21 protein-coding genes are annotated in these 22,029 nt (G+C 71.2%); 6 read left to right on the plus strand and 15 right to left on the minus strand.

Annotation, left to right across the window (positions count from 1 at the left end; translation table 11 throughout):
• Positions 1 to 8: 8 nt before the first annotated feature.
• Positions 9 to 986 carry an LLM class flavin-dependent oxidoreductase gene (locus N7925_RS08430; RefSeq protein ID WP_274343511.1) on the plus strand — a complete coding sequence of 326 codons (978 nt, stop codon included), beginning with the start codon at positions 9 to 11 and terminating at the stop codon, positions 984 to 986.
• Positions 987 to 1,028: 42 nt separating this feature from the next.
• On the opposite strand, the gene N7925_RS08435 is transcribed toward N7925_RS08430, so the two are convergent.
• The 4 genes from N7925_RS08435 to N7925_RS08450 all read right to left on the minus strand — a co-directional run bounded on the left by N7925_RS08435 (position 1,029) and on the right by N7925_RS08450 (position 7,706).
• Entirely contained in the window at positions 1,029 to 2,447 is a 1,419-nt protein-coding gene (locus N7925_RS08435) for a sugar porter family MFS transporter (protein WP_265599068.1), read from the minus strand.
• 216 nt (positions 2,448 to 2,663) lie between these two features.
• Positions 2,664 to 6,452 (minus strand): AAA family ATPase, encoded by a 3,789-nt coding sequence (locus N7925_RS08440; protein WP_274343512.1) that lies wholly within the window; start codon positions 6,450 to 6,452, stop codon positions 2,664 to 2,666.
• A 322-nt stretch (positions 6,453 to 6,774) separates the two neighbouring features.
• Positions 6,775 to 6,987, minus strand: a complete 213-nt coding sequence (locus N7925_RS08445; protein ID WP_003965973.1) for a hypothetical protein — start codon at positions 6,985 to 6,987, stop codon at positions 6,775 to 6,777.
• Between the two features lie 437 nt (positions 6,988 to 7,424).
• Positions 7,425 to 7,706, minus strand: coding sequence for an acylphosphatase (locus tag N7925_RS08450; RefSeq protein ID WP_026291025.1), 282 nt, complete (start codon positions 7,704 to 7,706; stop codon positions 7,425 to 7,427).
• Positions 7,707 to 7,938: 232 nt separating this feature from the next.
• On the opposite strand from N7925_RS08450, the gene N7925_RS08455 reads away from it, so the two are divergent.
• Both N7925_RS08455 and N7925_RS08460 read left to right on the plus strand, forming a co-directional pair.
• Positions 7,939 to 8,892 (plus strand): CAP domain-containing protein, encoded by a 954-nt coding sequence (locus tag N7925_RS08455; RefSeq protein ID WP_274343513.1) that lies wholly within the window; start codon positions 7,939 to 7,941, stop codon positions 8,890 to 8,892.
• 86 nt (positions 8,893 to 8,978) lie between these two features.
• A complete protein-coding gene (locus tag N7925_RS08460; RefSeq protein ID WP_265599071.1) occupies positions 8,979 to 9,365 on the plus strand; it encodes a winged helix-turn-helix transcriptional regulator in 387 nt (128 codons plus the stop codon).
• On the opposite strand, the gene mutM is transcribed toward N7925_RS08460, so the two are convergent.
• From mutM to N7925_RS08505, 9 genes are all read right to left on the minus strand, one after another.
• The gene (mutM, locus tag N7925_RS08465) at positions 9,338 to 10,198 is read right to left on the minus strand and encodes a bifunctional DNA-formamidopyrimidine glycosylase/DNA-(apurinic or apyrimidinic site) lyase (RefSeq protein WP_274346423.1); all 861 of its coding nucleotides are present in this window, start codon (positions 10,196 to 10,198) and stop codon (positions 9,338 to 9,340) included. The two genes, N7925_RS08460 and mutM, sit on opposite strands and share 28 nt — an antisense overlap.
• A 120-nt stretch (positions 10,199 to 10,318) precedes the next feature.
• On the minus strand, positions 10,319 to 11,143 hold the full coding sequence (gene rnc, locus N7925_RS08470) for a ribonuclease III (RefSeq protein ID WP_274343514.1): 825 nt from the start codon (positions 11,141 to 11,143) through the stop codon (positions 10,319 to 10,321).
• Positions 11,144 to 11,162: 19 nt separating this feature from the next.
• Positions 11,163 to 11,336 carry a 50S ribosomal protein L32 gene (gene rpmF / locus N7925_RS08475; protein WP_003965982.1) on the minus strand — a complete coding sequence of 58 codons (174 nt, stop codon included), beginning with the start codon at positions 11,334 to 11,336 and terminating at the stop codon, positions 11,163 to 11,165.
• Between the two features lie 2 nt (positions 11,337 to 11,338).
• The gene (locus tag N7925_RS08480; protein ID WP_265599074.1) at positions 11,339 to 12,010 is read right to left on the minus strand and encodes a YceD family protein; all 672 of its coding nucleotides are present in this window, start codon (positions 12,008 to 12,010) and stop codon (positions 11,339 to 11,341) included.
• A gap of 160 nt (positions 12,011 to 12,170) precedes the next feature.
• Positions 12,171 to 13,301 carry an ATP synthase F0 subunit B gene (locus N7925_RS08485; RefSeq protein ID WP_274343515.1) on the minus strand — a complete coding sequence of 377 codons (1,131 nt, stop codon included), beginning with the start codon at positions 13,299 to 13,301 and terminating at the stop codon, positions 12,171 to 12,173.
• 117 nt (positions 13,302 to 13,418) lie between these two features.
• Entirely contained in the window at positions 13,419 to 13,898 is a 480-nt protein-coding gene (coaD, locus tag N7925_RS08490; protein ID WP_007448181.1) for a pantetheine-phosphate adenylyltransferase, read from the minus strand.
• Between the two features lie 26 nt (positions 13,899 to 13,924).
• Positions 13,925 to 14,509, minus strand: a complete 585-nt coding sequence (gene rsmD, locus N7925_RS08495; RefSeq protein ID WP_274343516.1) for a 16S rRNA (guanine(966)-N(2))-methyltransferase RsmD — start codon at positions 14,507 to 14,509, stop codon at positions 13,925 to 13,927.
• A 138-nt stretch (positions 14,510 to 14,647) separates the two neighbouring features.
• Complete coding sequence (recG, locus tag N7925_RS08500; protein WP_274343517.1) at positions 14,648 to 16,924, minus strand: ATP-dependent DNA helicase RecG; 2,277 nt, start codon at positions 16,922 to 16,924, stop codon at positions 14,648 to 14,650.
• A 57-nt stretch (positions 16,925 to 16,981) separates the two neighbouring features.
• Positions 16,982 to 18,682 carry a DAK2 domain-containing protein gene (locus tag N7925_RS08505; protein WP_274343518.1) on the minus strand — a complete coding sequence of 567 codons (1,701 nt, stop codon included), beginning with the start codon at positions 18,680 to 18,682 and terminating at the stop codon, positions 16,982 to 16,984.
• A gap of 256 nt (positions 18,683 to 18,938) precedes the next feature.
• Between N7925_RS08505 and rpmB the strand changes: the two genes are divergently transcribed.
• A complete protein-coding gene (gene rpmB, locus N7925_RS08510; protein ID WP_003965989.1) occupies positions 18,939 to 19,124 on the plus strand; it encodes a 50S ribosomal protein L28 in 186 nt (61 codons plus the stop codon).
• 85 nt (positions 19,125 to 19,209) lie between these two features.
• On the opposite strand, the gene thiD is transcribed toward rpmB, so the two are convergent.
• Positions 19,210 to 20,031 (minus strand): bifunctional hydroxymethylpyrimidine kinase/phosphomethylpyrimidine kinase, encoded by an 822-nt coding sequence (thiD, locus tag N7925_RS08515; RefSeq protein ID WP_265599079.1) that lies wholly within the window; start codon positions 20,029 to 20,031, stop codon positions 19,210 to 19,212.
• A 36-nt stretch (positions 20,032 to 20,067) separates the two neighbouring features.
• Positions 20,068 to 21,048: a thiamine-phosphate kinase gene (locus N7925_RS08520; RefSeq protein WP_265599080.1), complete on the minus strand. Its 981-nt coding sequence runs from the start codon at positions 21,046 to 21,048 to the stop codon at positions 20,068 to 20,070.
• 219 nt (positions 21,049 to 21,267) lie between these two features.
• On the opposite strand from N7925_RS08520, the gene N7925_RS08525 reads away from it, so the two are divergent.
• Together N7925_RS08525 and N7925_RS08530 are read left to right on the plus strand one after the other, a co-directional pair.
• Positions 21,268 to 21,501 carry an Lrp/AsnC family transcriptional regulator gene (locus N7925_RS08525; protein WP_006127869.1) on the plus strand — a complete coding sequence of 78 codons (234 nt, stop codon included), beginning with the start codon at positions 21,268 to 21,270 and terminating at the stop codon, positions 21,499 to 21,501.
• Between the two features lie 20 nt (positions 21,502 to 21,521).
• Positions 21,522 to 22,010: a DUF3515 domain-containing protein gene (locus tag N7925_RS08530; RefSeq protein WP_265599081.1), complete on the plus strand. Its 489-nt coding sequence runs from the start codon at positions 21,522 to 21,524 to the stop codon at positions 22,008 to 22,010.
• The last annotated feature ends 19 nt before the right edge of the window (positions 22,011 to 22,029 follow it).

Genomic DNA, 22,029 nt, shown 5'->3' on the forward strand with positions numbered 1-22,029 from the left:
CGCCTCCGATGGCCTTCACAGTGGTCCGGTTCAATCTCGTCGATCCGGAAGCCGCACCCGTATCGCTCTCGGCCCGCTATCGCGCCGCCCTGGAGATGGCGGCGTACGCGGACGAGCACGGCGTCGACACGGTGCAGACCGAGGAGCACCACGGGGTGGCGAACTCCTGGCTGCCCTCCCCGTTCACCTTCGCCGGGGCGGTCTTCGGCGCCACCCGCCGGATCGCGGTGACCGTCTCGGCGATCATCGGTCCGCTGCACGACCCGTTGCGTCTCGCGGAGGACATCGCGGTGCTGGACCTGCTGAGCGCGGGCCGGCTGGTGACGGTCGCGGGGATCGGCTACCGCCCCGAGGAGTACGAGCGGGCCGGGGTCGAGTGGGGGCGGCGCGGCAGGCTCCAGGACGAGCTGCTGGAGACGCTGCTGGCGGCGTGGACCGGGGAGCCGTTCTCGTACCGGGGCCGTACGGTACGCGTCACCCCACGCCCGTACACACGCCCGCACCCGATGCTGCTGGTCGGCGGCAGCTCACGGGCGGCGGCGCGGCGGGCGGCCCGGCTGGGACTGCCGCTGTTCCCGAGCGCGCATCTGCCGGAGCTGGAGGCGTACTACCACGAGCGGCGCGCGGTCCACGGGACGGAGGGCTTCTGCATGATGCCCGCGGAGCGCACGCCGCTGCTGCACGTGTCCGAGGACCCGGACCGTACGTGGGCGGAGCACGGCGAGCACCTGCTGCACGAGGCGCGCACCTACGCCTCCTGGCAGTCCGAGGACATCCGCTCGGCCGTCCGCTCGGCGGCGACGACGGTGGCGGAGCTGCGCGAGGAGGGGGTGTACCGCATCGTCACGCCGGACGAGCTGAAGGCCCTGGAGGCGGAGAGCCTGGTGCTGCACCCGCTGTGCGGCGGGATGCCGGTGGAGGAGGGATGGCGCAGCCTGCGGCTGTTCTGCGAAGCCCTGGAAAAGCCGGCGGCCCCGGCTCGGTGAGCCGGGGCCGCGCGGTGCGAGGAGAGGGGCAGCGGGACGCCCCTAGCCCATCTCTTCCAACGCCTTGCCCTTGGTCTCCTTCACGAATTTCAGCACGAAGGGGATCGAGAGCACGGCGAAGCAGGCGTAGATGATGTATGTCCCCGAGAGGTTCCACTCCGAGAGGCTCGGGAAGCTGGCGGTGATCGCCCAGTTGGCGATCCACTGCGCGAAGACGGCGACGCCGAGGGCGGCCGCGCGCAGCCGGTTCGGGAACATCTCACCCAGGAAGACCCAGACGACGACACCCCACGACAGGGCGAAGAAGAGCACGAAGACGTGGGCGGCGATCAGGGCCACGATGCCCTGGGTCTCGGGGAGTTTGCCGTCGACCAGGTCCGCGGAGAACGCCCACGCCTCGACCGCGAGCGCGACGGCCATGCCGACCGAGCCGACGAGGGCGAGCGGCCTGCGGCCCACCCGGTCGACCAGCACCATCGCGATCACCGTGCCGATGATGTTGATGATCGACGTGGTGAACGAGTAGAAGAACGAGTCGGTCGGGTCGATGCCGACGGACTGCCACAGCGTCGCCGAGTAGTAGAACGCGACGTTGATGCCGACGAGCTGCTGGAACATCGACAGGCCGATGCCGACCCAGACGATGGGCAGGAAGAAGAAGCGGTTGCCGAGCAGGTCCTTGAAGGAGGACTTGTGCTCGCGGTGCATGGCGGTCTCGATCTCGGCCACCCGGGCGTCGAGGTCGATGTTCTTCCCCTCGACCTCTTCGAGGATCTTGCGGGCTTCGGCCTTCTTGCCGACGGAGATGAGGAAGCGCGGGGACTCGGGGATGGCGAAGGAGAGCAGCCCGTACAGGATGGCCGGGACGACCATCACGCCGAGCATCCACTGCCAGGCCTCCAGGCCGAGGATCTCGCCGCGCTGGTCGCCGTCGGCGATCTGGAGGACGGCGTAGTTCACCAGCTGGGAGATGGCGATGCCGATGACGATCGCGGCCTGCTGGAAGGAGCCGAGCCGTCCGCGGTAGGCCGGCGGGGAGACCTCGGCGATGTAGGCCGGGCCGATCACGGAGGCCATGCCGATGGCGAAGCCGCCGATGATGCGCCACATCGCCAGGTCCCAGAGCGCGAACGGCAGCGCCGAGCCGATCGCGCTGGCCGTGAAGAGCACCGAGGCGATCTGCATGCAGCGGATGCGGCCGATCCGGTCCGCGATCCGGCCGGCGGTGGCGGCGCCGATCGCACAGCCGATCAGTGCGATGGCGATGACCTGGGCGAGCGTGCCGGAGCCGATGTCGTACCGGTCGCGGATCGCCTCGACGGCCCCGTTGATGACGGAGCTGTCGTAGCCGAAGAGGAAGCCTCCCATCGCCGCGGCGGCGGTGATGAAGATGACATGGCCGAGGTGGTCCGGATGGGCCGCCCGGGCCCCGGACTCGGGTCCGTTCGCAGTGCTGGTCACGTGAACTCCTGATGCCTGGCCGCAAGTCAGACGTGGGGGATGAGCCTTCCCAGTGGGGCACAACATTCGGCCCGCCACCACTTGAAGGCGTAATCAACTTTGCAGAGGTTATGCGTTCAAGAAGCGAAGTCAAACAGCGGGTCGATCCGATCTCGATCCGCGTGTACCCAGGAGTGCGCGAAAGGTGCGTTGGACTTCTGATGATTCGGTAAAAAGTCAGCGCAGCCGTTGGCTGATGACCTTCGAGACCCCGTCGCCCTGCATGGACACGCCGTACAGCGCGTCGGCGACCTCCATCGTCCGCTTCTGGTGGGTGATCACGATGAGCTGGGAGCTCTCCTGGAGCTCCGCCATGATCCGGATCAGCCGTTGCAGGTTGGTGTCGTCGAGCGCGGCCTCGACCTCGTCCATCACATAGAACGGGCTGGGCCGGGCCTTGAAGATCGCGACCAGCAGCGCCACCGCCGTCAGGGACCGTTCGCCGCCCGACAGCAGGGAGAGCCGCTTCACCTTCTTGCCCGGCGGACGCGCCTCGACGTCCACCCCGGTGGCGAGCATGTTCCCCGGGTCGGTCAGGACGAGCCGCCCCTCGCCGCCGGGGAAGAGCCGTGAGAAGACCCCCTCGAACTCGCGGGCGGTGTCCCGGTAGGCCTCCGTGAAGACCTGCTCGACCCGCTCGTCGACCTCCTTGATCACCTGGAGCAGATCGGCCCGGGTCTTCTTCAGGTCTTCAAGCTGTTCGGAGAGGAACTTGTGCCGTTCCTCCAGCGCCGAGAACTCCTCCAGGGCGAGCGGATTCACCTTCCCGAGTTGCTGGTACGCCCGTTCGGCCGACCGCAGCCGCTTCTCCTGCTCGGGCCGCAGATACGCCTTCGGCCGGTTACGGGGATGCTCCGGGTCCTCCGGCAGCTCCTCGCCCTCGGCGGCGGGCGACGGGGGCACGAGCTGGTCCGGCCCGTACTCGGAGACCAGCCCGGCGGGCTCCACACCCAGCTCCTCCAGGGCCTTGGCCTCCAGCTGTTCGATCCGCAGCCGCTTCTCCGCGCCCAGCACCTCGCCCCGGTGGACCGAGTCGGTGAGCTTGTCCAGCTCGCCCTTCAGCCCCCGGCCCCGGTCGCGCTCGACGGCCAGCTCACGCTCCCGCTCGCCCTTCGCCGCCTCGGCCGCCGTCCGCTCCTGGTCGGCCCGTACGAGGGACACCTCGACGTGTGCCAGCAGCTGACGGGCGCCATAGGCCACGGCGGAGGCGACCTCGGCCTCGTACCGCAGCCGGGCCCGGCGCTGTTCGGCACGGGTGCGCGCCTCCCGTTCGACGCGGGCGGCCCGGTCCAGCGCATCGGCGCGGCCGGCCAGCGCCCTGACCCGCTCCTCGTGGGTACGGGCCTGGAGCCGGGCCTCCATCTCGGTCTGGCGGGCATTGGCCCCGTCGGCGGCGAGCCGGTCCCGCCGCGACGTGTCGGGCTCCTCCTCGGCCGGGGCCTCCTCGGCGACCAGCAGCCGTTCGGCCAGCTCCTCGGCCTCCTCCGTCGCCCGCTCCAGGGCCTCCTGGGCGCGGGCTGCGGACGCGGTCATGCGCTCCGCCTCGCCGGCCGCGCCCCGGGCCTGCCCGGCGAGCCGCCCGAGCTGCTGGGCGAAGCCGGACTTCTCCCGCTCGGCCGCCCGGCGGCGCTCCGCCAGCTCCTCGACGAGCGCGGTCCGCTCCGTGCGCCGCTCCCCCGCCAGGCGCTGGGCCTCGGCGAGCTCCTCGCACCGCACGGCGAGGTCGGCCAGCTCGGCGGCGGCCTCGTCGACGGAGGCCTGCACCTCCAGAAGGCTGGGCGCCCCGGCCGACCCGCCGTGGGCGAAGTGGACGGAGAGCACGTCGCCTTCAGCGGTCACCGCGGTGGTCCCGGGGTGCGCGGCCACCAGTTCCTCGGCCTCCTCCAGCGTCCCGACGACCACCATGTCCTGTACGAGGCTGCGTACGGCCCCGAGCAGCGCCGTGGGCCCGCGCACCAGGTCGGCGACGGCGGGCGCGGCGAGGACGGTGGCCGTCCCGGCACGGCCCGCCGGGTGTGCCGCGGCGTCGGTGCCGCTCCGCGCCGCCGACCCGGGTTCCACGCCCCCCTGCGCGGGCAGCACGGCGGAGGCGGTCTTCTCCGAGGCCTCCCGTACGGGTGCCTGCTCCGGTACGTGACGGGGTGCGGCGGGAACGCTGTCCGCAGGGCCCGCACTGCCAACACTGCCAACACTGCCCGCACTGTTTGCGGGGCCCGCACCATCCACGCTGTCCGCGCTGCCAACACTGTCCGCGCCCAGCAGCATCGCCGCGCGCCCCGCGTCCCGTTCGCGCAGCAGCCGGATCGCGTCGGCGGCCGTGGCCGGGTCCGTGACGGCCACGGCGTCCGCCGCCGTGCCGAGCGCGGCGGCGACCGCGATCTCGTAACCGGGCTCGATGGTCAGCAGTTCGGCGGCCGGGCCGAGGAGTCCGGCCGGCCGGTCCCGGGCCCCGAGCAGCGCGCCCGTACCGTCCTTGCGGCGCAGCCCCAGGGCCAACGCCTCGTGCCGCGCCGCGACCGCCGCCCGCCTGCGCTCGGCGGCGGTCGCCTCGTCGCGCGCCGTGCTGTGGGCGGCCCGGGCCTCCGCGAGGGCCTGCTCGGCCTCCTCATGGCGGCCGGTCAGCTCCTCGTCGGCCCCGTCCAGCCCCTCGACCTCGGCCTTGAGCTGCTCGTACTCCTCCTGGGCGCTCGCCGCGCGCTCCTGCGCCTCGTCGCGCGAGGCGGCGAGCCGGTCGATCTCGGCCTGTGCCGAACCGGCCCGGCCGCGGGCCGCGTTGACCTGGCCGTTCAGCCGGGCGAGCCCTTCGCGCCGGTCCGCGATGGCGCGGGCCGCGTCCTTGAGCCGGCGCTCCTCGGCGGCCAGCTCGCGTTCCAGGTCGGCGCGGTGGGCGACGGTGTCCTCCAGCGCGTGTTCGGCCGCTTCCAGGGCCGCCGTCAGCTCCGCCTCCTGCTCGCGGATCCGGGCGGCCTCGCGCTCCAGGTCCTCGGGGTCGCGGCCCCGGCGCTCCTCGGGGGGCGCCTCGGAGGCGCTGCGGACCCGGGCGTCGGCCAGCGAGATCGTGCCGCGGACCCGCTCGGCCAGCTGCGACAGCTCGTACCAGGTCTGCTGCGCGCGCTGGAGCCGGGGCGCGAGCCGGCGTACCTCGCCCTCCAGCTCGGCCTCCCGCGCGAGCGCCGTCCTCAGCTCGGCCTCGGCCGCGTCCTTGCGCTTCTTCAGCTCAGCCTCGTCGGCGATCTCGTCGCGCAGCGCGTCCCGCAGGGTCACCAGGTCGTCCGCGAGGAGCCTGAGCCGGGCGTCGCGCAGGTCGGCCTGGATGACGGCGGCCCGGCGGGCGACGGCGGCCTGTCGGCCGAGCGGCTTGAGCTGGCGGCGCAGTTCGTCGGTGAGGTCCTGGACCCGGGCCAGGTTGGCGCCCATCGCGTCCAGCTTCCGCAGCGCCTTCTCTTTGCGCTTGCGGTGCTTCAGGACGCCCGCGGCCTCCTCGATGAAGGCCCGGCGGCCCATCGGGTCGGCGTGCAGCACGGAGTCCAACTGGCCCTGCCCGACGATGACGTGCATCTCGCGGCCGATGCCGGAGTCGGAGAGGAGTTCCTGGATGTCGAGCAGCCGGCAGGTGTCGCCATTGATCTGGTATTCGCTGCCGCCATTGCGGAACATGATCCGGGTGATCGTCACTTCGGCGTACTCGATGGGCAATGCACCGTCGGAATTGTCGATGGTCAGCGACACTTCGGCGCGGCCGAGCGGGGGCCGCCCGGTCGTCCCGGCGAAGATCACGTCTTCCATCTTGCCGCCGCGCAGGGATTTGGCGCCCTGTTCCCCCATGACCCAGGAGAGCGCGTCCACCACATTGGATTTACCGGATCCATTGGGACCGACGACGCAGGTGATCCCCGGTTCGAACCGCAGGGTGGTGGCGGACGCGAACGATTTGAAACCACGCAGGGTCAGGGCCTTGAGGTGCACGCCGCCGGACTCTACCTTTCACTCTCGGTTTCGCTGATGAAGGTGCAGGGCACATCAGACGGTAAGCGAAGGCCGGTACGTCCGGGGTGGGGGTCGGGCAAAGAAAAAGGGACGCCGAGGCGTCCCTGTGAATCTTGCTGGTGTCTGCGTGAAGCCAGCTGCCGGTCCCGCGCGGTGCACCGCAGAACGACCGGACAACGACGTCCCCGGCAGTGCGGGGACCCCGGTGTTCGGGGACGGCGATCCGTGACGCGAGACGAATCAGAGATGTTCCGAGGCTACTGAGCGTGCCCGGCCCGACCGGCCCGAGGGGCCAGGGTGGTCAGGTCAGCGCAGGCTCGCCCTGGGGTACGTCGATGTCGATGCTGTCGAGCAGCGACTCTTGGTGCTGGGCGGCGGCGTTGAGCGCGTCGTTCTCGTCCTGGATCCGGTTGAGCTCGGATTCCAGGTCCTGGACGCGCTGCTGGAGCCGTCGCATCTCGGCGAGGAGTCGCGGGTCGGAACCGCCGACGTAACCGAGAAGCGCCTTTGCCATGATGGATGGTCCTCCACAATGAGTGACCGACCGATGCGGTGTGGGTCGTCTGGGGATCGCACCCGCGGTGCTCGGCAGGGCTCTTTCACCACTGCGGTTCTGCTGCTAATCAGCTCTACCGAACAGCTAAGGTGCGCGGGGTTTTCAGCGTCTCACCAAAAAGTTTGACGGTCAACACGATCACACCCTGTGTACCCGGGCGTCCGGGGGTGCGCCGCCGGACGATCATGCGGCGCGACTCTCCTGCGGGACCCCGAGGGGTGTGCGGATCTTCGTCAATGCCGCAGCCTTGCACGACATCCCGCATCTGGCAACCATCGGCCGCCGCCGGGTCCCGTCGCAGGTCATTTCGGGTGCGGGCGCCACATGGGCGTTCCGGTGACCGTTCGGCGCGCGACGTTCACCGAGCGGATCCGAAGGCCCCGCGCGGGGCGGGATCAGCGGATGGCGAATCCGTCGTATCCACCGCGCGGGGTGTCCCAGATCTCAGTGACTCCGTCCACGCGCCCGGGTGTGTCGTCGGACCGCAGCCAGTCCAGCAGACGGTGGCAATTCTCACGCGGCCCTTCGGCCACGATCTGCACCCTGCCATCGTCCAGATTGAGGGCGAACCCGATGAGACCGCCGATCTCCAAAGCATTTGCCCTGGTGAACCAGCGGAAGCCTACTTGCTGTACTCGGCCGCGTACCCAGACGACGAGGCGCGCTTCTTCGTTCATGCCCGAACGCTAACCGGCCAATTGCTCGTGAAGCACGTCGCCCTCTTTCGGCCATGGGCTACAGTCCCGTCGGAACAGCCTCACTCGATCGGGTGAGCATCGGATGGGTGTCGGGTATCGACCGGAAAGTCGATCGAGCGGCGACATTCACTCCACGTGCCACCGAATTCGATCAACGGGGCAGTCGAGTCGACGTCGCACGGGCGTCCGGAGTACCAGGAAGGCACAGCGCATGGGACGCCATCGACGATCCGCCGCAGGCCCCGCCGCTGAAGAACCCGCGACCGGGGGCGCCTCGCGGCGCCGGGGCACGCGCCGCAAGAAGTCCGCCGTGCCGATCCGCACCGGACTCCTCGGCGTCTCCGCGGCCGTGGCCGTCGGCGCGGTCGCCGTCGCCTCGGGTCTGCTTCCCGGCGGCGACACCTACACCTCCGGCAACACCACCGCCGCCGACCAGGTGCGCAGCGGCGGCGCTCCGGACCTGCTGACACAGGGCGGCAGCTCCACCGCGCCGGCCGACCGGTCCGCCTCCCCGACCAGCCGGGGCTCCGAGCGCCCGGAGGCGCCGGGCGAGGCTCCGTCGAAGACACCGTCCAAGACGCCCTCGGCCTCGCCCTCGAAGACGCCGTCGAAGTCGGCCGCCCCCGCCACGTCGAAGAAGCCGGCGGCCACCCCGTCCGACAAGGCGAAGGCGCCCGCCGCCCCGAAGGCCCCGGAGAAGAGCAGCGCCCCGGCGAGCAAGGCCCCGGCCCCGCCGAAGACCTCCTCCGCCCCGCCGCCCAGCAAGAAGCCGAGCCCCTCCCCCACCGACGCCTCCGCGCGCACCGAGGTGCTGGCGCTGGTGAACCAGGAGCGCGCGAAGGCCGGCTGCTCCCCGCTGTCCACCAGCGCCCCACTGACCTCGCTCGCCCAGAACTTCAGCGAGGACATGGCGGCCCGTGGCTTCTTCGACCACACGGACCCGGACGGCGACACTCCTTGGGACCGGGCCGCACAGGCCGGTGTGCAGGGGCTCGGCGCGGAGAACATCGCCCGCGGCCAGGCCGACGCCCAGGCCGTGATGGAAGGCTGGATGAACAGCGAAGGCCACCGGGCGAACATGCTCAACTGCGACTACAAGACCATCGGCATCGGCGTCCACGAGGGATCCGGCGGCCCCTGGTGGGTCCAGAACTTCGGCTTCTGACCCACCTCCACAGTCCGCCTCCCCCTCTACTTGCTCCCGTACAGCGCTCCCTCGGGGTGAGCGCTGTACGGGAGTAAGCTTCTGTCATGGCCAGTGATACGGACCGTCTCGCGTTTGACGTCTTCTCCCGGGAGTGCCCCTCGCGCTCCACGCTGGAGCACGCCACCGGACGCTGGGGCAGCCTGACACTCGGCGCACTCCACGAGGGAAGCCTCCGGTTCAACGAGCTGCGCCGCCGGGTCGACGGGGTCAGCGAGAAGATGCTCTCCCAGACCCTCCACGCGTTGGAGCGCGACGGGCTCGTCCTGCGGGAGGCCCAGCCGGTCAACCCGCCCCGGGTGGACTACGAGCTCACCCCCTTCGGCCGCGAGGTCACGGAGAAGCTCCTCGGGCTGATCCGGTTCGTCGAAGGGCGAATGGACGACGTGCTGGCCGCCCGTACGCGTTACGACGAGGCGCGCGGCGGACGCTGACAGCGCGGGCAGTAGTAGCTGGAGCGGTTCATCCAGGCGCGGCGGCGCATCGGGGTGGAGCACCGGTGGCACGGCTCGCCCTCCCGGCCGTACGCGTCGAGCGACCGGTCGAAGTAGCCGGACTCGCCGTTCACGTTGACGTACAGGCTGTCGAAGCTGGTGCCGCCCTGGGCGAGTGCCGCGTTCATGACGTCGCGGGCGTGGCCGAGCAGCTCGGCGGACCTGGGACGGGTCAGGGTCGCGGTCGGCCGGTCGTAGTGCAGCCTGGCGCGCCAGAGCGCCTCGTCCGCGTAGATGTTGCCGACCCCGCTGATCAGCGACTGGTCGAGCAGGGCGCGCTTGACCGTCGTACGGCGCAGCCGCAGCGCGGCATGGAACGCGGCGTCGTCGAAGAGCGGGTCGAGGGGGTCCCGGGCGATGTGCGCGATGGTGTCCGGCAGGCCGTCGGGGGTGTTGTCGTGCAGCGAGAGCCCACCGAAGGTGCGCTGGTCGACGAAGCGCAGCTCGGTGCCGAGCACGTCGTCGAACCGCATCCGGATCCGCAAGTGCTTCTCGTCGGGCGCGTCCGTCGGCCGCACCAGCAGCTGTCCGCTCATGCCGAGGTGTCCCAGCAGTGAGGCGGAGGCGTCGTCGATCGGCACCCAGAGGTACTTGCCGCGGCGCATCGCCGCCCCGAAGCGGACTCCGCGCAGCCGGGCGGCGAAGTCGACGCCGCCCGCGAGGTGCCGGCGGACCGCACGCGGGTGCAGGACCTCGACCTCGCTGACGGTGCGGCCGCTGACCCAGCGTTCAAGGCCTCGGCGGACGACTTCGACCTCGGGCAGCTCAGGCACGATGTGCGGTACTCCAGACATGACGACGGTAGTACGGGAGCGGTTCTTCGGAGAACCCGCTCCCCCGGGACAGGGAGAACCCCCCGGTGCCGCATGGCACCGAGGGGTTCCCTTTTCGCTTCAGGCCGGAGCGGCGTCCGTGTTCGGCAACGGATCGGCAGGGGTGTCGGCGACCCCTCCGTCGGCCGCGGACTTCTCCGCGGCCAGCCGTGCCTCCGCGGCGGCGCTGATCTCACGCCAGGCGGACTCCGCCGCCTGCTGCTCCGCTTCCTTCTTGCTACGGCCGGTGCCGGTGCCGTACGAGACACCACCGACGCGAGCGGCAGCAGTGAAGGTCTTCTCGTGATCCGGACCGGTCTCCGTGACGAGGTACTCGGGGACTCCGAGGCTCTCGCTCGCGGTGAGCTCCTGGAGGCTGGTCTTCCAGTCCAGGCCGGCACCGAGGTTCGAGGACCTGTCGATCAGCGGGTCGAAGAGCCGGTGGACCAGCTCCGCGGCCGCGCTGAGGCCCTGGTCGAGATAGACCGCACCGATCACTGCTTCCAGTGTGTCGGCGAGGATGGAAGCCTTGTCCCGGCCCCCCGTGCCCTCTTCACCGCGGCCGAGCCGGATGAAGGAGCCGAGTTCGAGGCCGCGGCCCACTTCCGCAAGTGCACGCGAGTTGACCACCGCGGCCCGCAACTTGGCCAGCTGGCCTTCGGGCAGGTCGGGGTGGGTGCGGTACAGCGTGTCCGTGACCACCAGGCCGAGCACCGAATCCCCGAGGAATTCGAGCCGCTCGTTGGTGGGCAGACCGCCGTTCTCGTATGCGTACGAACGGTGGGTCAGCGCACGCACCAGAAGGGCGGACTCGAGGTGATACCCGAGCCGCCCTTCCAGAAGCGTGTGGGACGAGGCTGTGTTGACGTTGTCTGCCTGCTTCTTGGCGCTGGACAACTCAGACATCGGGCCTCTCACCAGCCGCTCAGACCTCGAGGACCTGGCGCTTGTTGTAGGTGCCGCAGCTCGGGCACGCAATGTGCTGGAGCTTGGGCTCCTGGCAACGCTCGCACGAAACCAGAGTGGGGACCGCAGCCTTCCACTGCGACCGGCGGTGGCGCGTGTTGCTGCGCGACATCTTCCGCTTCGGAACAGCCACGGCTACTTCTCCTGCTTCTCGTCGACGCCCGGTTCGGCGCCGCCCATGTTGTCCTTCTCGCCGGCCTGAACGGTATCGGCGAGTCCTTGCAGTGCCGCCCAACGAATGTCGAGGGCGTCGTGGTGGTGGTCCGGATTCTCGTCCAGCCTGATTCCGCATTCGGAACACAGACCGGCGCAGGTCTCCTTGCACACCGGCTGCATGGGCAGTGCGAGCACTACCGCGTCACGCAGCATTGACTCGAGGTCGAACAAGCCGTCCTCGAGGAAGAACCTGTCCTCGTCGTCCTCGGCGTCGTCGGCCGGTTCCGCCGCACTGCTGCGGCCCCGGTCATCGGCGTCAGGGTACGAGAACATCTCCTGGAAATCCGCGTCGACCTCTACGGTCAGCGGCTCCAGACACCTTACGCACTCCCCCTCGGCGGTTGCACGGGCGGTGCCTGTGACAAGCACCCCTTCCATGACCGATTCGAGGCGGAGGTCCAGCTCCACGGGTGCGCCTTCCGGCACGCCGATGACGCCGTCGATGCCCAGGACCGGTGAACCGGGTGCGTCCACCGTGCGGGTCAGCCGCTTCAGGGCACCGGGACGCCGACCCAGCTCGTGCGTATCGAACACGAGAGGATTGCGGTGGTCGAGGTGGCCGTTCAGGGCTTTTCCTGCTTTCGAAATCATGGGTGTCGTCCTGCGAAGGGAGGGCCGTCTACGGTCCGGGGACGAACCGTCTCCGTTCCGTGGACGAAACGGGCAGCCGAGATCGCGGACCTATGTGCGACCGAGGATTCAGGATACTGGACGGACCGCTCAGCACCCAATCGGGTCGGCCCGCCCGGGATCAGCGGCCCTGCTCGTACCGGCGCAGCTGTTCCAGGTCGATCATGCTGGTGTCGAAGAGGCTGGTCTCGTCCAGCGCGCCCCCACCCTGCTGGTCGGCCGCCTGGGGCTGGGACTGCTGGGGCTGCGGCTGGGCCTGCTGCTGCCAGCCGTAGTCCGGCTGGGTCCCCGGCGGGGGCGGGTACCCGTTCGGGTCGTAGCCCCCCTGCTGCTGGTACGCCGCGTACGGATCGGGCTGCTGCTGGTAGCCGTACGCGTCCGGGACGCCCTGCTGGAGCGGCTGCTGCTGCGGCTGCTCCTGATAGCCGTACGCCGCCTGCGCGTAGCTCGGCTCGCCCTGCGGCGGCGCGGGGTACTGGGGCGGCTGGGGCGGCTGGGGCGCCCGCTGCGGTTCCGGGGCCAGCTCGGCGAGGCCGGCCAGGTAATCGGCGTCGCTGGTGTGCCCCTGGTCGCCCGCGGCGTCCTGGGCGGCCATGTGCGCGCCGAGGTCGTCGCTGGCGACCCGGCCGTGCAGCTTCTGGCGGCCCCGGCCGACCGCCTCCAGGGTCTTCGCGAGAACGGCCTCGAAGGCGCCGAACTTGGCGTCGACATAGGCGTCGGCCCGCTGCCGCAGGGTCTCCGGGTCGGCGCTGCGCTCGGGGGCCTCGGCGAAGTCGGGGTCCTGATAGCCCTGCTCGTCCAGGCCCTGACCGCGACCGAGGAGCTTCTCGCGGCCCCGGTCCACGGAACCGATGGTCTTGGTGAGGACGACCTCGAAATTGGCGAGCTTGCTGTCGACGTAGTCGTCGGCCTCGGCCCGGACCTCCTCGGCCTCGCGGCGGGCCTCGGACAGGATCCGGTCGGACTCGCTCTGCGACTGGCGGGCGATCTCGGTCTCGGAGATCAGCGAGGCGCGCTGGGCGTGGGCGGACTCGATGATCCGCTCGGCCTCCTGCCGGGCCTGCACGGCGAGCTGCTCATGGCCGCCGATCAGCTCCTGCGCCTGGGCGAGGGAGCCGGGCAGGGCCTGGCGCACCTCTTCGAGCATCGCGAGCAGCTCGGCGCGGTTGACCACGCACGAGGCCGACATGGGCATGGATCGGGCGCTCCCGACCGCTTCGACGATCTCGTCGAGCTTCTTCTGCACGTCCACCGTGTGCTCGCCACTCTCTGCTGCTCTGTTGAAGCTGCTGCTCCGTTGGAGACGGACGGGACGACTGTAAGGCCAGTCGGCCGCCCCCAGACAACCTGGTGACGGGCCGTCAGCGGCTCAGCGTTCGCCCAGCCGCTTCACGAGCGCCTCGTGCACGGTCGGCGGCAGCAGGTGGGAGACGTCGCCGCCCCAGGTCGCCACCTCCTTGACCAGCGAGGACGACAGGAAGCTGTACGTCGGATTGGTCGGCACGAAGAGCGTCTCGACGCCGGAGAGGCCGTTGTTCATCTGGGCCATCTGCAGCTCGTAGTCGAAGTCGCTGACGGCTCGCAGGCCCTTCACGATCGCCGGGATCTCCCGCTGCTTGCAGAAGTCGACCAGCAGGCCGTGGAAGGACTCCACCTCGACGTTGCCGAAGTCGGCGGTGACCTCGCGGATCAGCTCGATCCGCTCGTCCACGGTGAACAGCCCTTTCTTGGACTGATTGATCATCACCGCCACGTGCACCACGTCGTACAGCTTCGAGGCTCGGCCAATGATGTCGAGATGTCCGTTGGTGATGGGGTCGAACGACCCCGGACAGACGGCGCGGCGCACTGTGATTCCCTCGCTCTCCGGTCCGGTCATCGTGCGTCTTCGCACGTAGCGGCGGCGCGACCGTACCAAAGCGTTCCCTCGCCGTAACGACGGGACCGCAGTGGCTCGAATCCGGCGGGCCAGCCGAATTCTCCGCCCCGGGTGCTGCGTTCCACGGTGACGAGCACATCGTCGCTGAGCCACCCCTGAGCACGGAGTGTGACCAGGATCTCGCGAAGATCGTCGTCGGTGACGGCGTACGGCGGGTCCAGGAAGACGATGTCGTACGGGTCGGCGGGCGCCGTTCCTGTCACGATCTGCTCGGCTTTGCCGGTGCGGACTTCGGCGCCGGGGAGACCGAGGGTGCGTACGTTGTCGCGGACGGTGCGGACGGCCTTCGGGTCGGCCTCGACGAGCAGGGCGTGGACCGCCCCGCGGGAGAGCGCTTCGAGGCCGACGGCGCCGGATCCGGCGTACAGATCGGCGACCCTGGCCCCCTCCAGGGTGCCGAGCAGCGCTTCCCACGTGGAGAAGAGGCCCTCGCGCGCACGGTCGGAGGTGGGGCGGGTGCCGGTGCCGGGCGGGACGGCCAGGCGGCGTCCGCCGGCCGAGCCGGCGATCACGCGGGTCATGGGTGTCGGGTCCTCGGGGTCGGGGGCGTACGGCGCACGGGGCCGTCGGCGGTCGGTACGCGCGCTGTGCGCGTGCCGTGCGTCCACGATATGGCGTGCGGCCCGCACCGGCCCGGCCGGCAGCACACCCTCGTGCCCTCACCCCTTGTCCAGATACTCCTCGCGGTCCTTGTCGAGGAGGGCTGCCAGCACCGTGCGCAGCTCCGGCAGGTGTTCCAGCTCGGGGTCGGCGGCGACGACCGCGACGGCCTCCTCCCGGGCTGCGACGATCACCTCCTCGTCGTCGATGACGGTGAGCATCCGCAGCGATGAGCGCACTCCGGACTGGGCCTGGCCCAGCACATCGCCCTCGCGGCGCTGCTCGAGGTCGATGCGGGAGAGCTCGAAGCCGTCGAGGGTGGCGGCGACGGCGGAGAGCCGGGCGCGGGCGGGGCTCGCCTCGTGGGCCTCGCTGACCAGCAGGCAGAGCCCGGGGGCGGAGCCACGGCCGACGCGGCCGCGGAGCTGGTGGAGCTGGGAGACGCCGAAGCGGTCGGCGTCCATGATCACCATGGCGGTGGCGTTGGGGACGTTGACCCCGACCTCGATGACGGTGGTGGCGACCAGGACGTCGACGTCCCCGGCGGCGAAGCGGCGCATGACGTCGTCCTTCTCGTCGGGGTGCATCCTCCCGTGCAGCACCTCGACGCCCAGTCCGGCCAGCGCGCCCTTGCGCAGTTCGTCGGCGATCTCCAGCACGGCGAGCGGCGGCCGCTTCTCGGGGGCCTCGTCGGCGGCCTGCTTCTTGGCCTTCGCCTTCTTCCCTTCCTTCCCCTCCGCCTCTTCCGCGTCGTCGCCGATACGGGGGCAGACCACATACGCCTGGTGGCCCTTCTCCACCTCCTCGCGGACGCGTTCCCAGGCACGGCTGAGGAAGTGCGGCTTGTCCTTGGCGGGGACGACGTGGCTGGCGATCGGGGAGCGGCCGGCCGGGAGCTGGTCCAGGACGGAGGTCTCCAGGTCGCCGAAGACCGTCATCGCGACCGTACGGGGGATGGGGGTGGCGGTCATGACGAGGAGGTGGGGCGGCTGCTTGCCCTTGGAACGGAGGGCGTCGCGCTGTTCCACGCCGAAGCGGTGCTGCTCGTCGACCACGACGAGGCCGAGGTCGTGGAACTGGACCTTGTCCTCGATCAGCGCGTGGGTGCCGATGACGATGCCCGCCTCGCCGGTGACCAGGTCGAGCAGGGCCTGACGGCGGGCCGCCATCCCCATGGAGCCCGTGAGCAGGACGACCTTGGTGCCCCGGTCGGAGCCGCCGAGCGCCCGCCCGTCGCCCGACCGCCGCCCCTCATCGAGAGGCGCTTCGCGCCACAGCCCCCAATTGCCGGCCAGCTCGCCCATCATCTCGGTGATCGAGCGGTGGTGCTGCTGGGCGAGGACCTCGGTGGGGGCGAGCATCGCGGCCTGGCCGCCGGCGTCGACCACGGTGAGCATGGCGCGCAGGGCCACCAGCGTCTTCCCGGAGCCGACCTCTCCCTGGAGGAGGCGGTGCATCGGGTGCTCGGTGGCCAGGTCGTCGAAGATCTCCTTGCTGACCTTCTGCTGGCCCTCGGTGAGGGTGAAGGGCAGCTTGGCGTCGAAGGCGTCCAGCAGGCCGTCCACGACGGGGCGGCGGGCGGCGGCGGGCAGTTGGGTGTCGGCGTACCGGCGGCGGGCCAGGGCGACCTGGAGGACGAACGCCTCGTCCCACTTGAGCCGGGCCCTGGCGTCCTCGACGTCCGCCTTCGTCTGCGGGCGGTGCGCCTTCAGCAGCGCCTCGGGCAGTGAGGTGAAGCCCCGGCCCTCGCGCAGGGAGGCGGGCAGCGGGTCCACCGCGTCCCGCGCGCTGGGCAGTACGGCGTCGACGGCCTTGGCGATCCGCCAGGAGTCGAGCTGTTTGCAGGCGGGGTAGATCGGCAGCAGCCGTCCGGCGAAGGCGTCCACGGCCTCGGTCGCCTCGTCGGCGTCGGAGGCGTCGAGCAGTTGGTACGTGGGGTGGGCGAGCTGCATCTTGCGGTTGAAGACGGAGACCTTGCCCGCGAACATCGCCTGGCGGCCCGGGAGCAGCTCCTTGTGCGGCTTGTGGACTCCGTGGCCGAAGAAGACCAGCTGGAGGCGGCCGCTGCCGTCGGTCAGGGTGACCTCCAGGCGTTTGCCCCGGCCGTTGTTGAACATCAGGATCCGGGCGTCGGCGACCTGGGCGAGCACCGTGACGTGCTCGTCCAGCGGGAGGTCGGCCAGCGCGGTCAGCTTGCCGCGCTCCTCGTACCGCCGCGGGTAGTGGTGCAGCAGATCACCGACCGTGTGCAGGTCGAGGTGTTCGGCCATCACCTTCGCGGTGGCTCCGCCGAGCAGCTTCTTGAGGGGTTCATCGAACGAGGACACGCGATCCATTGCACACCACGGCACTGACAGCTGTCCGCCGGGCGCGACCGTGCCGCGGCGACTCGGCTACTCGACGCCGATGAGCAGGGGGGCGCGCTGGTGCCCGCCCCGGTAGACCACGGTGTCCACGGCGAGGTAGCCGTCGCGCACGTGCTCCTCCAGCGCGTCGGCCAGCGCGTCGGGGACGTCCTCGCCGAGGACGAGGGTGACCAGCTCGCCGCCCGCCGCCAGCATCCGGTCGAGGACGGTGCGGGCGGTGGCCGGGACGTCGGCGCCGATCACGGCCACGTCGCCGTCGATCAGGCCGAGGATGTCCCCGGCCTGGCAGATCCCGGCCATGGTCCACGACTGGCGCTCCGCGACGGCCAGTTCGGCGTACCGGGTGGCGCCGGCGGCCGCGGTCATGGCGACCACGTCCTCGTCGAAGCCCCGGTCGGGCTCGTGGACGGCGAGGGCGGCGATGCCCTGGACGGCGGCCCGGGTGGGGACGAGGGCGACCCGGACCCCCTCGGTCCTGGCCTGTTCGGCGGCCGCGGCGGCGGTGTGGCGCAGGGCCGCGTCGTTGGGCAGCAGCACCACCTCACGGGCGTGGGCGCGCCGGATGGCGTCGACCAGTTCGCCGCTGGCGGGCGGTTCGCCGGGGCGGGCGATCACGGTGGTGGCGCCGGCCTCGGTGCAGAGCCCGGCCAGTCCGTCGCCGGGAACCACGACGACGACGGCGCGCTGGGTGGGTTCGGCCTGGACGCGGAGGTCGTGGCCGCTCTCGGTGGCGAAGTGGGTGATCCGGATGCGGTACGGCCGCCCGGCCTCGACGCCCGCCTCCACGGCCGCCCCGGCGTCGTCGACGTGGACGTGGACGTGCCAGAGCCCGTCGCCGCCCACCACGACCAGGGAGTCGCCCAGCGCGTCCAGCCGGGTGCGCAGCCGGGCCACCTGCTCGTCCCGGGCCTCCAGGAGGTAGATCACCTCGAACGCGGGCCCGGCGCCCCCGTCCTCGGGACAGTCGAGCGCCCCCTCCCCCGGCAGAGCGCCTCCCTCCACCGGGGTGCCCCCCACCGGCAGGCCCACCACGGAGCCGCCGTCCACGGGCGCGGGCGTCCTCCCGGGCCCGGTACGGGGCCCCCGTGCCGGAGCCTGCCCGGTCACGGTCTCCACCAGCGCGCCCAGTACCGCGACCAGTCCCCGGCCCCCGGCATCGACCACGCCCGCCCGGCCGAGGACGGCGAGTTGCTCGGGTGTCTTCGCGAGGGCCGCGAGTGCTCCGGCGTACGCGGCGTGCACGACGGCGCGCAGGTCAGGTTCCTCGCCCCCGGCGGCCTCGGCGGCAGCGGCGGCGACGGTGAGCACGGTGCCCTCGACGGGGTGGGCGACGGCCCGGCGGGCGGCGTCGGCGGCCCGGGTGAGGGCGAGGCGCAGGTGAGCCGCGTCGCCCCCGTCGGCCAGCACCCCGGCCATGCCGCGCAGCAGCTGGGCCAGGATGGTGCCGGAGTTCCCTCGGGCGCCGATCAGGGCGCCGTGCGCCATGGCGCGTACGACGTCGGCGGTGGCGGGCGCGGTGGCTCGGGTCTCGTGCGCGGCGAACACCGCTTCGACGGCCGCGTGGGCGGACTCGACGGTCAGATAGAGGTTGGTGCCGGTGTCCCCGTCGGCGATGGGATAGACGTTGATCGCGTCGATCTCCGCGCGCTCCCGGCCCAGGGCCTCCAGGGCCAGTGAGCACCACGTGCGCACCGCGACGGCGTTCAGATCGTCGGGGAGCTGCGGCACCGATGGTCCTCCTCGATCGGCCGTGGCGACGGACTGCACCGCAGGTTAGCCCGCCTGCCGGGGTTCCGGGCCGGACAGGGGGCGGGCGGGGCAGGGGGCCGACCCGTGGTAGTTTCGTATCTCCGAAGCAGGCGTTGTATGCTGCTCCGGTTGCCCGATGAGAGTCGGGCCATTCCTCCGGTACCGCCACTTCAGTCAAATGATTCCGGCGCGCCGGATTTCACTGTAAGTGCATCTGAAGTCTTTGGAGTGACCCGTGGCTGCCAACTGCGACGTTTGCGGCAAGGGGCCGAGCTTCGGCAACAGCATTTCGCACTCGCACCGCCGTACGTCCCGTCGCTGGAATCCCAACATCCAGCGCGTGCGTGCCGTGGTCGGTCGGACGCCGAAGCGGCTCAACGTCTGCACCTCGTGCATCAAGGCCGGCAAGGTCGCGCGCTGACGTCCCCGTCGTAGCGCAGCCTGCCGGTTGCCCAAAAAGCCGGTCCACCTCGGTGGACCGGCTTTTTGCTGTGCTCAGGGGCTGGTCAGGAAGCCGGATCGGCAGCCGGGCGGGTCCGCCAGCCGTGGTCGACGGGGCCGATTCCGCCGCCGAGCGGGAAGCCGGCCTCGATCGCGCCGGTGACGTACGTCTTCGCGTCCCGTACCGCCGTGGGCACGTCCTTACCGAGCGCGAGCCCGGAGGCGATGGCCGAGGCCAGGGTGCAGCCGGTGCCGTGGGTGTGGCGGTTGTCGTGCCGGGGGGCGCGCAGCCAGTGTTCCGCGCTCCCGTCGGTGAGCAGGTCCACCGCCTCACCGGGCAGGTGGCCGCCCTTGATCACGACCCAGCGCGGCCCGAAGGCGAGGATCTCCTCAGCGGCCCGGCGCATCCCGCTCTCGTCGGTGACCGTGACCCCGGTGAGCTGGGCCACTTCGTCGAGGTTCGGGGTGGCGACGGTGGCGACGGGCAGCAGCTTCGTCCGTACGGAATCGAGGGCCTCGGCGGCGAGCAGCGCGTCGCCGTGCTTGGAGACGCCGACCGGGTCGACGACGACGGGGGCGTCGGTGGTGGCGAGGAGTTCGGCGACGGTCTCCACGAGGGTGGCGGAGGAGAGCATTCCGGTCTTCACGGCCTGGACGCCGATGTCGTCGACGACGCTGCGGTACTGGGCGCGTACGGCGTCCACCGGAAGCTCCCACGCGCCCTGGACGCCGAGGGAGTTCTGTGCGGTGACAGCGGTAAGCACGCTCATGCCGTGCACGCCGAGCGCGAGCATCGTCTTCAGATCGGCCTGGATCCCCGCACCGCCGCCGGAGTCTGATCCGGCGACGGTGAGCACGCGGGGCGGTACAGCGGTACGTATGGGCATACGCAGCAATCTAATCCCCGCGCGCGGGTCCCCGGCTCACGCGCGGGGCGGGGTGTCCTCGATGGAGCCGAAGTGGTCCCAGCCGCCCTTGCTGGTCCAGGGCGCGCCGTCGACCGTGACCTGGGGCAGGGCTGAGGGGTTGAGGACCTCGCCGATCACCTTCCAGCGGGCGGGCAGCTTCACGTCCGGCGGGAAGGTCGCCACGATGGCGTGGTCCTCTCCCCCGGTCAGCACCCACTGGAGCGGGTCGACGCCTACGGCCTGGCCGATGTCGGACATCTGCGAGGGGATGTCGATGAGGCCGGAGCGCAGGTCGATGCGGACCTTGCTGGACTCCGCGATGTGCCCGAGGTCCGCGACGAGACCGTCGCTGACGTCGGTCATCGCGGTGGCGCCGAGCCCGGCGGCGGCGGGGCCCGCGTGGTACGGCGGTTCGGGGCGGCGGTGGGCCTCGACGAAGGCGCGGGGCGAGCGGAAGCCGCGGGAGAGCACGGCGTACCCGGCGGCGGACCAGCCGAGCCAGCCGGTGACCGCGACGACGTCGCCGGGGCGGGCGCCGCCGCGGGTGACCGGTTCATGGTTGCGCAGGTCACCGAGGGCGGTGATCGCGACGGTGATCGTGTCGCCGCCGACCACGTCGCCGCCGACCACGGCGGCGCCCGCCACCTGGCACTCGTCGCGCAGCCCGTCCATCAGTTCGGCGGCCCAGGTGACGGGGAGGTCGGCGGGGACGACGAGGCCGAGGAGCAGCGCGGTGGGCACGGCGCCCATGGCCGCGATGTCGGCGAGGTTCTGGGCGGCGGCCTTGCGGCCGACGTCGTACGCCGTCGACCAGTCACGCCGGAAGTGCCGGCCTTCCAGCAGGATGTCCGTACTGGCCACGACCCTGCGGTCGGGGGCGGCCACGACCGCGGCGTCGTCGCCGGGCCCCAGCCGTACCGCCGGAGTGGTGGTGAGCCGGGACGTGAGCTCTCTGATGAGCCCGAACTCCCCCAACTCGCCCACGGTTCCCTTCACCGAGTCTCACCTCTCCTTTATCGCCCCGGACACCCGTCCGGGCCCCCGGTCGCGAGCCGTCTGTGCTGTCGGTACCGTCAAGAGATACGTCAACTTCTGCGCTCTGTACGCCACGCTGTGGACGTCATCCGGCCCGTAGGTCTCCCCGTGGCCCGCGGCAACGCGATAACGTGGCGTCCCTTTCCCCCACATGATCCTCGTGGCCGCCCTGGAGGTTCCGTGGTACAGGCGTACATCCTCATCCAGACCGAGGTGGGCAAGGCGTCGATCGTCGCCGAGACCATTTCCAAGATCCCGGGAGTCATCCAGGCAGAGGACGTCACCGGTCCGTACGACGTGATCGTGCGGGCCCAAGCCGACACCGTCGACGAACTCGGCCGCATGGTGGTCGCCAAGGTGCAGCAGGTGGACGGCATCACACGAACCCTGACCTGCCCGGTCGTCCACCTCTGACCCCCGTCTAGGCTGGGCCGGTGACGTCATCCGCCCGCCGTTCCCGCCGCTCGATATTCCTCGGTCCGTCCGCTGCCGTGCTCGTGCTGGCCGCGGCGGGCTGTTCTCTCAGCGACGCGGGGCCCTCGATCGCGGTTCCCACGCCGTCCTCGGAGGCCGCCGCGTACTGCGAGGCCCTGCACGAGGAGCTGCCGAAGACCGTCCTCGAACTGGAACGCAGCGACCCCTCCCCGGATTCGGAGCTGACCGCCGGCTGGGGGGACGGGGCGATCGTACTGCGCTGCGGGGTCGCCCGGCCCGCCAAGATGGACGACCCTCAGTCACAGGGCGTCGAGGCGGACGGTGTGCAGTGGATGCTGGAGGAGCCCGAGGACTCCGGTCCGCGGTTCACCACCACGTACCGCAAGGCGTACGTCGAGGTCACGCTGGACTCGACGTACGCCCACGACATCACGCCGCTGGCCGCGTTCGCCGGCCCGGTCTCGAAGACGGTACCGAGCAAGTTCTGAAGGCCGGCCGCCGGCTTCC

Origin of the sequence: Streptomyces sp. CA-278952 (assembly GCF_028747205.1) — a bacterium.
In the GTDB taxonomy this organism is placed as follows: Bacteria; Actinomycetota; Actinomycetes; order Streptomycetales; family Streptomycetaceae; genus Streptomyces.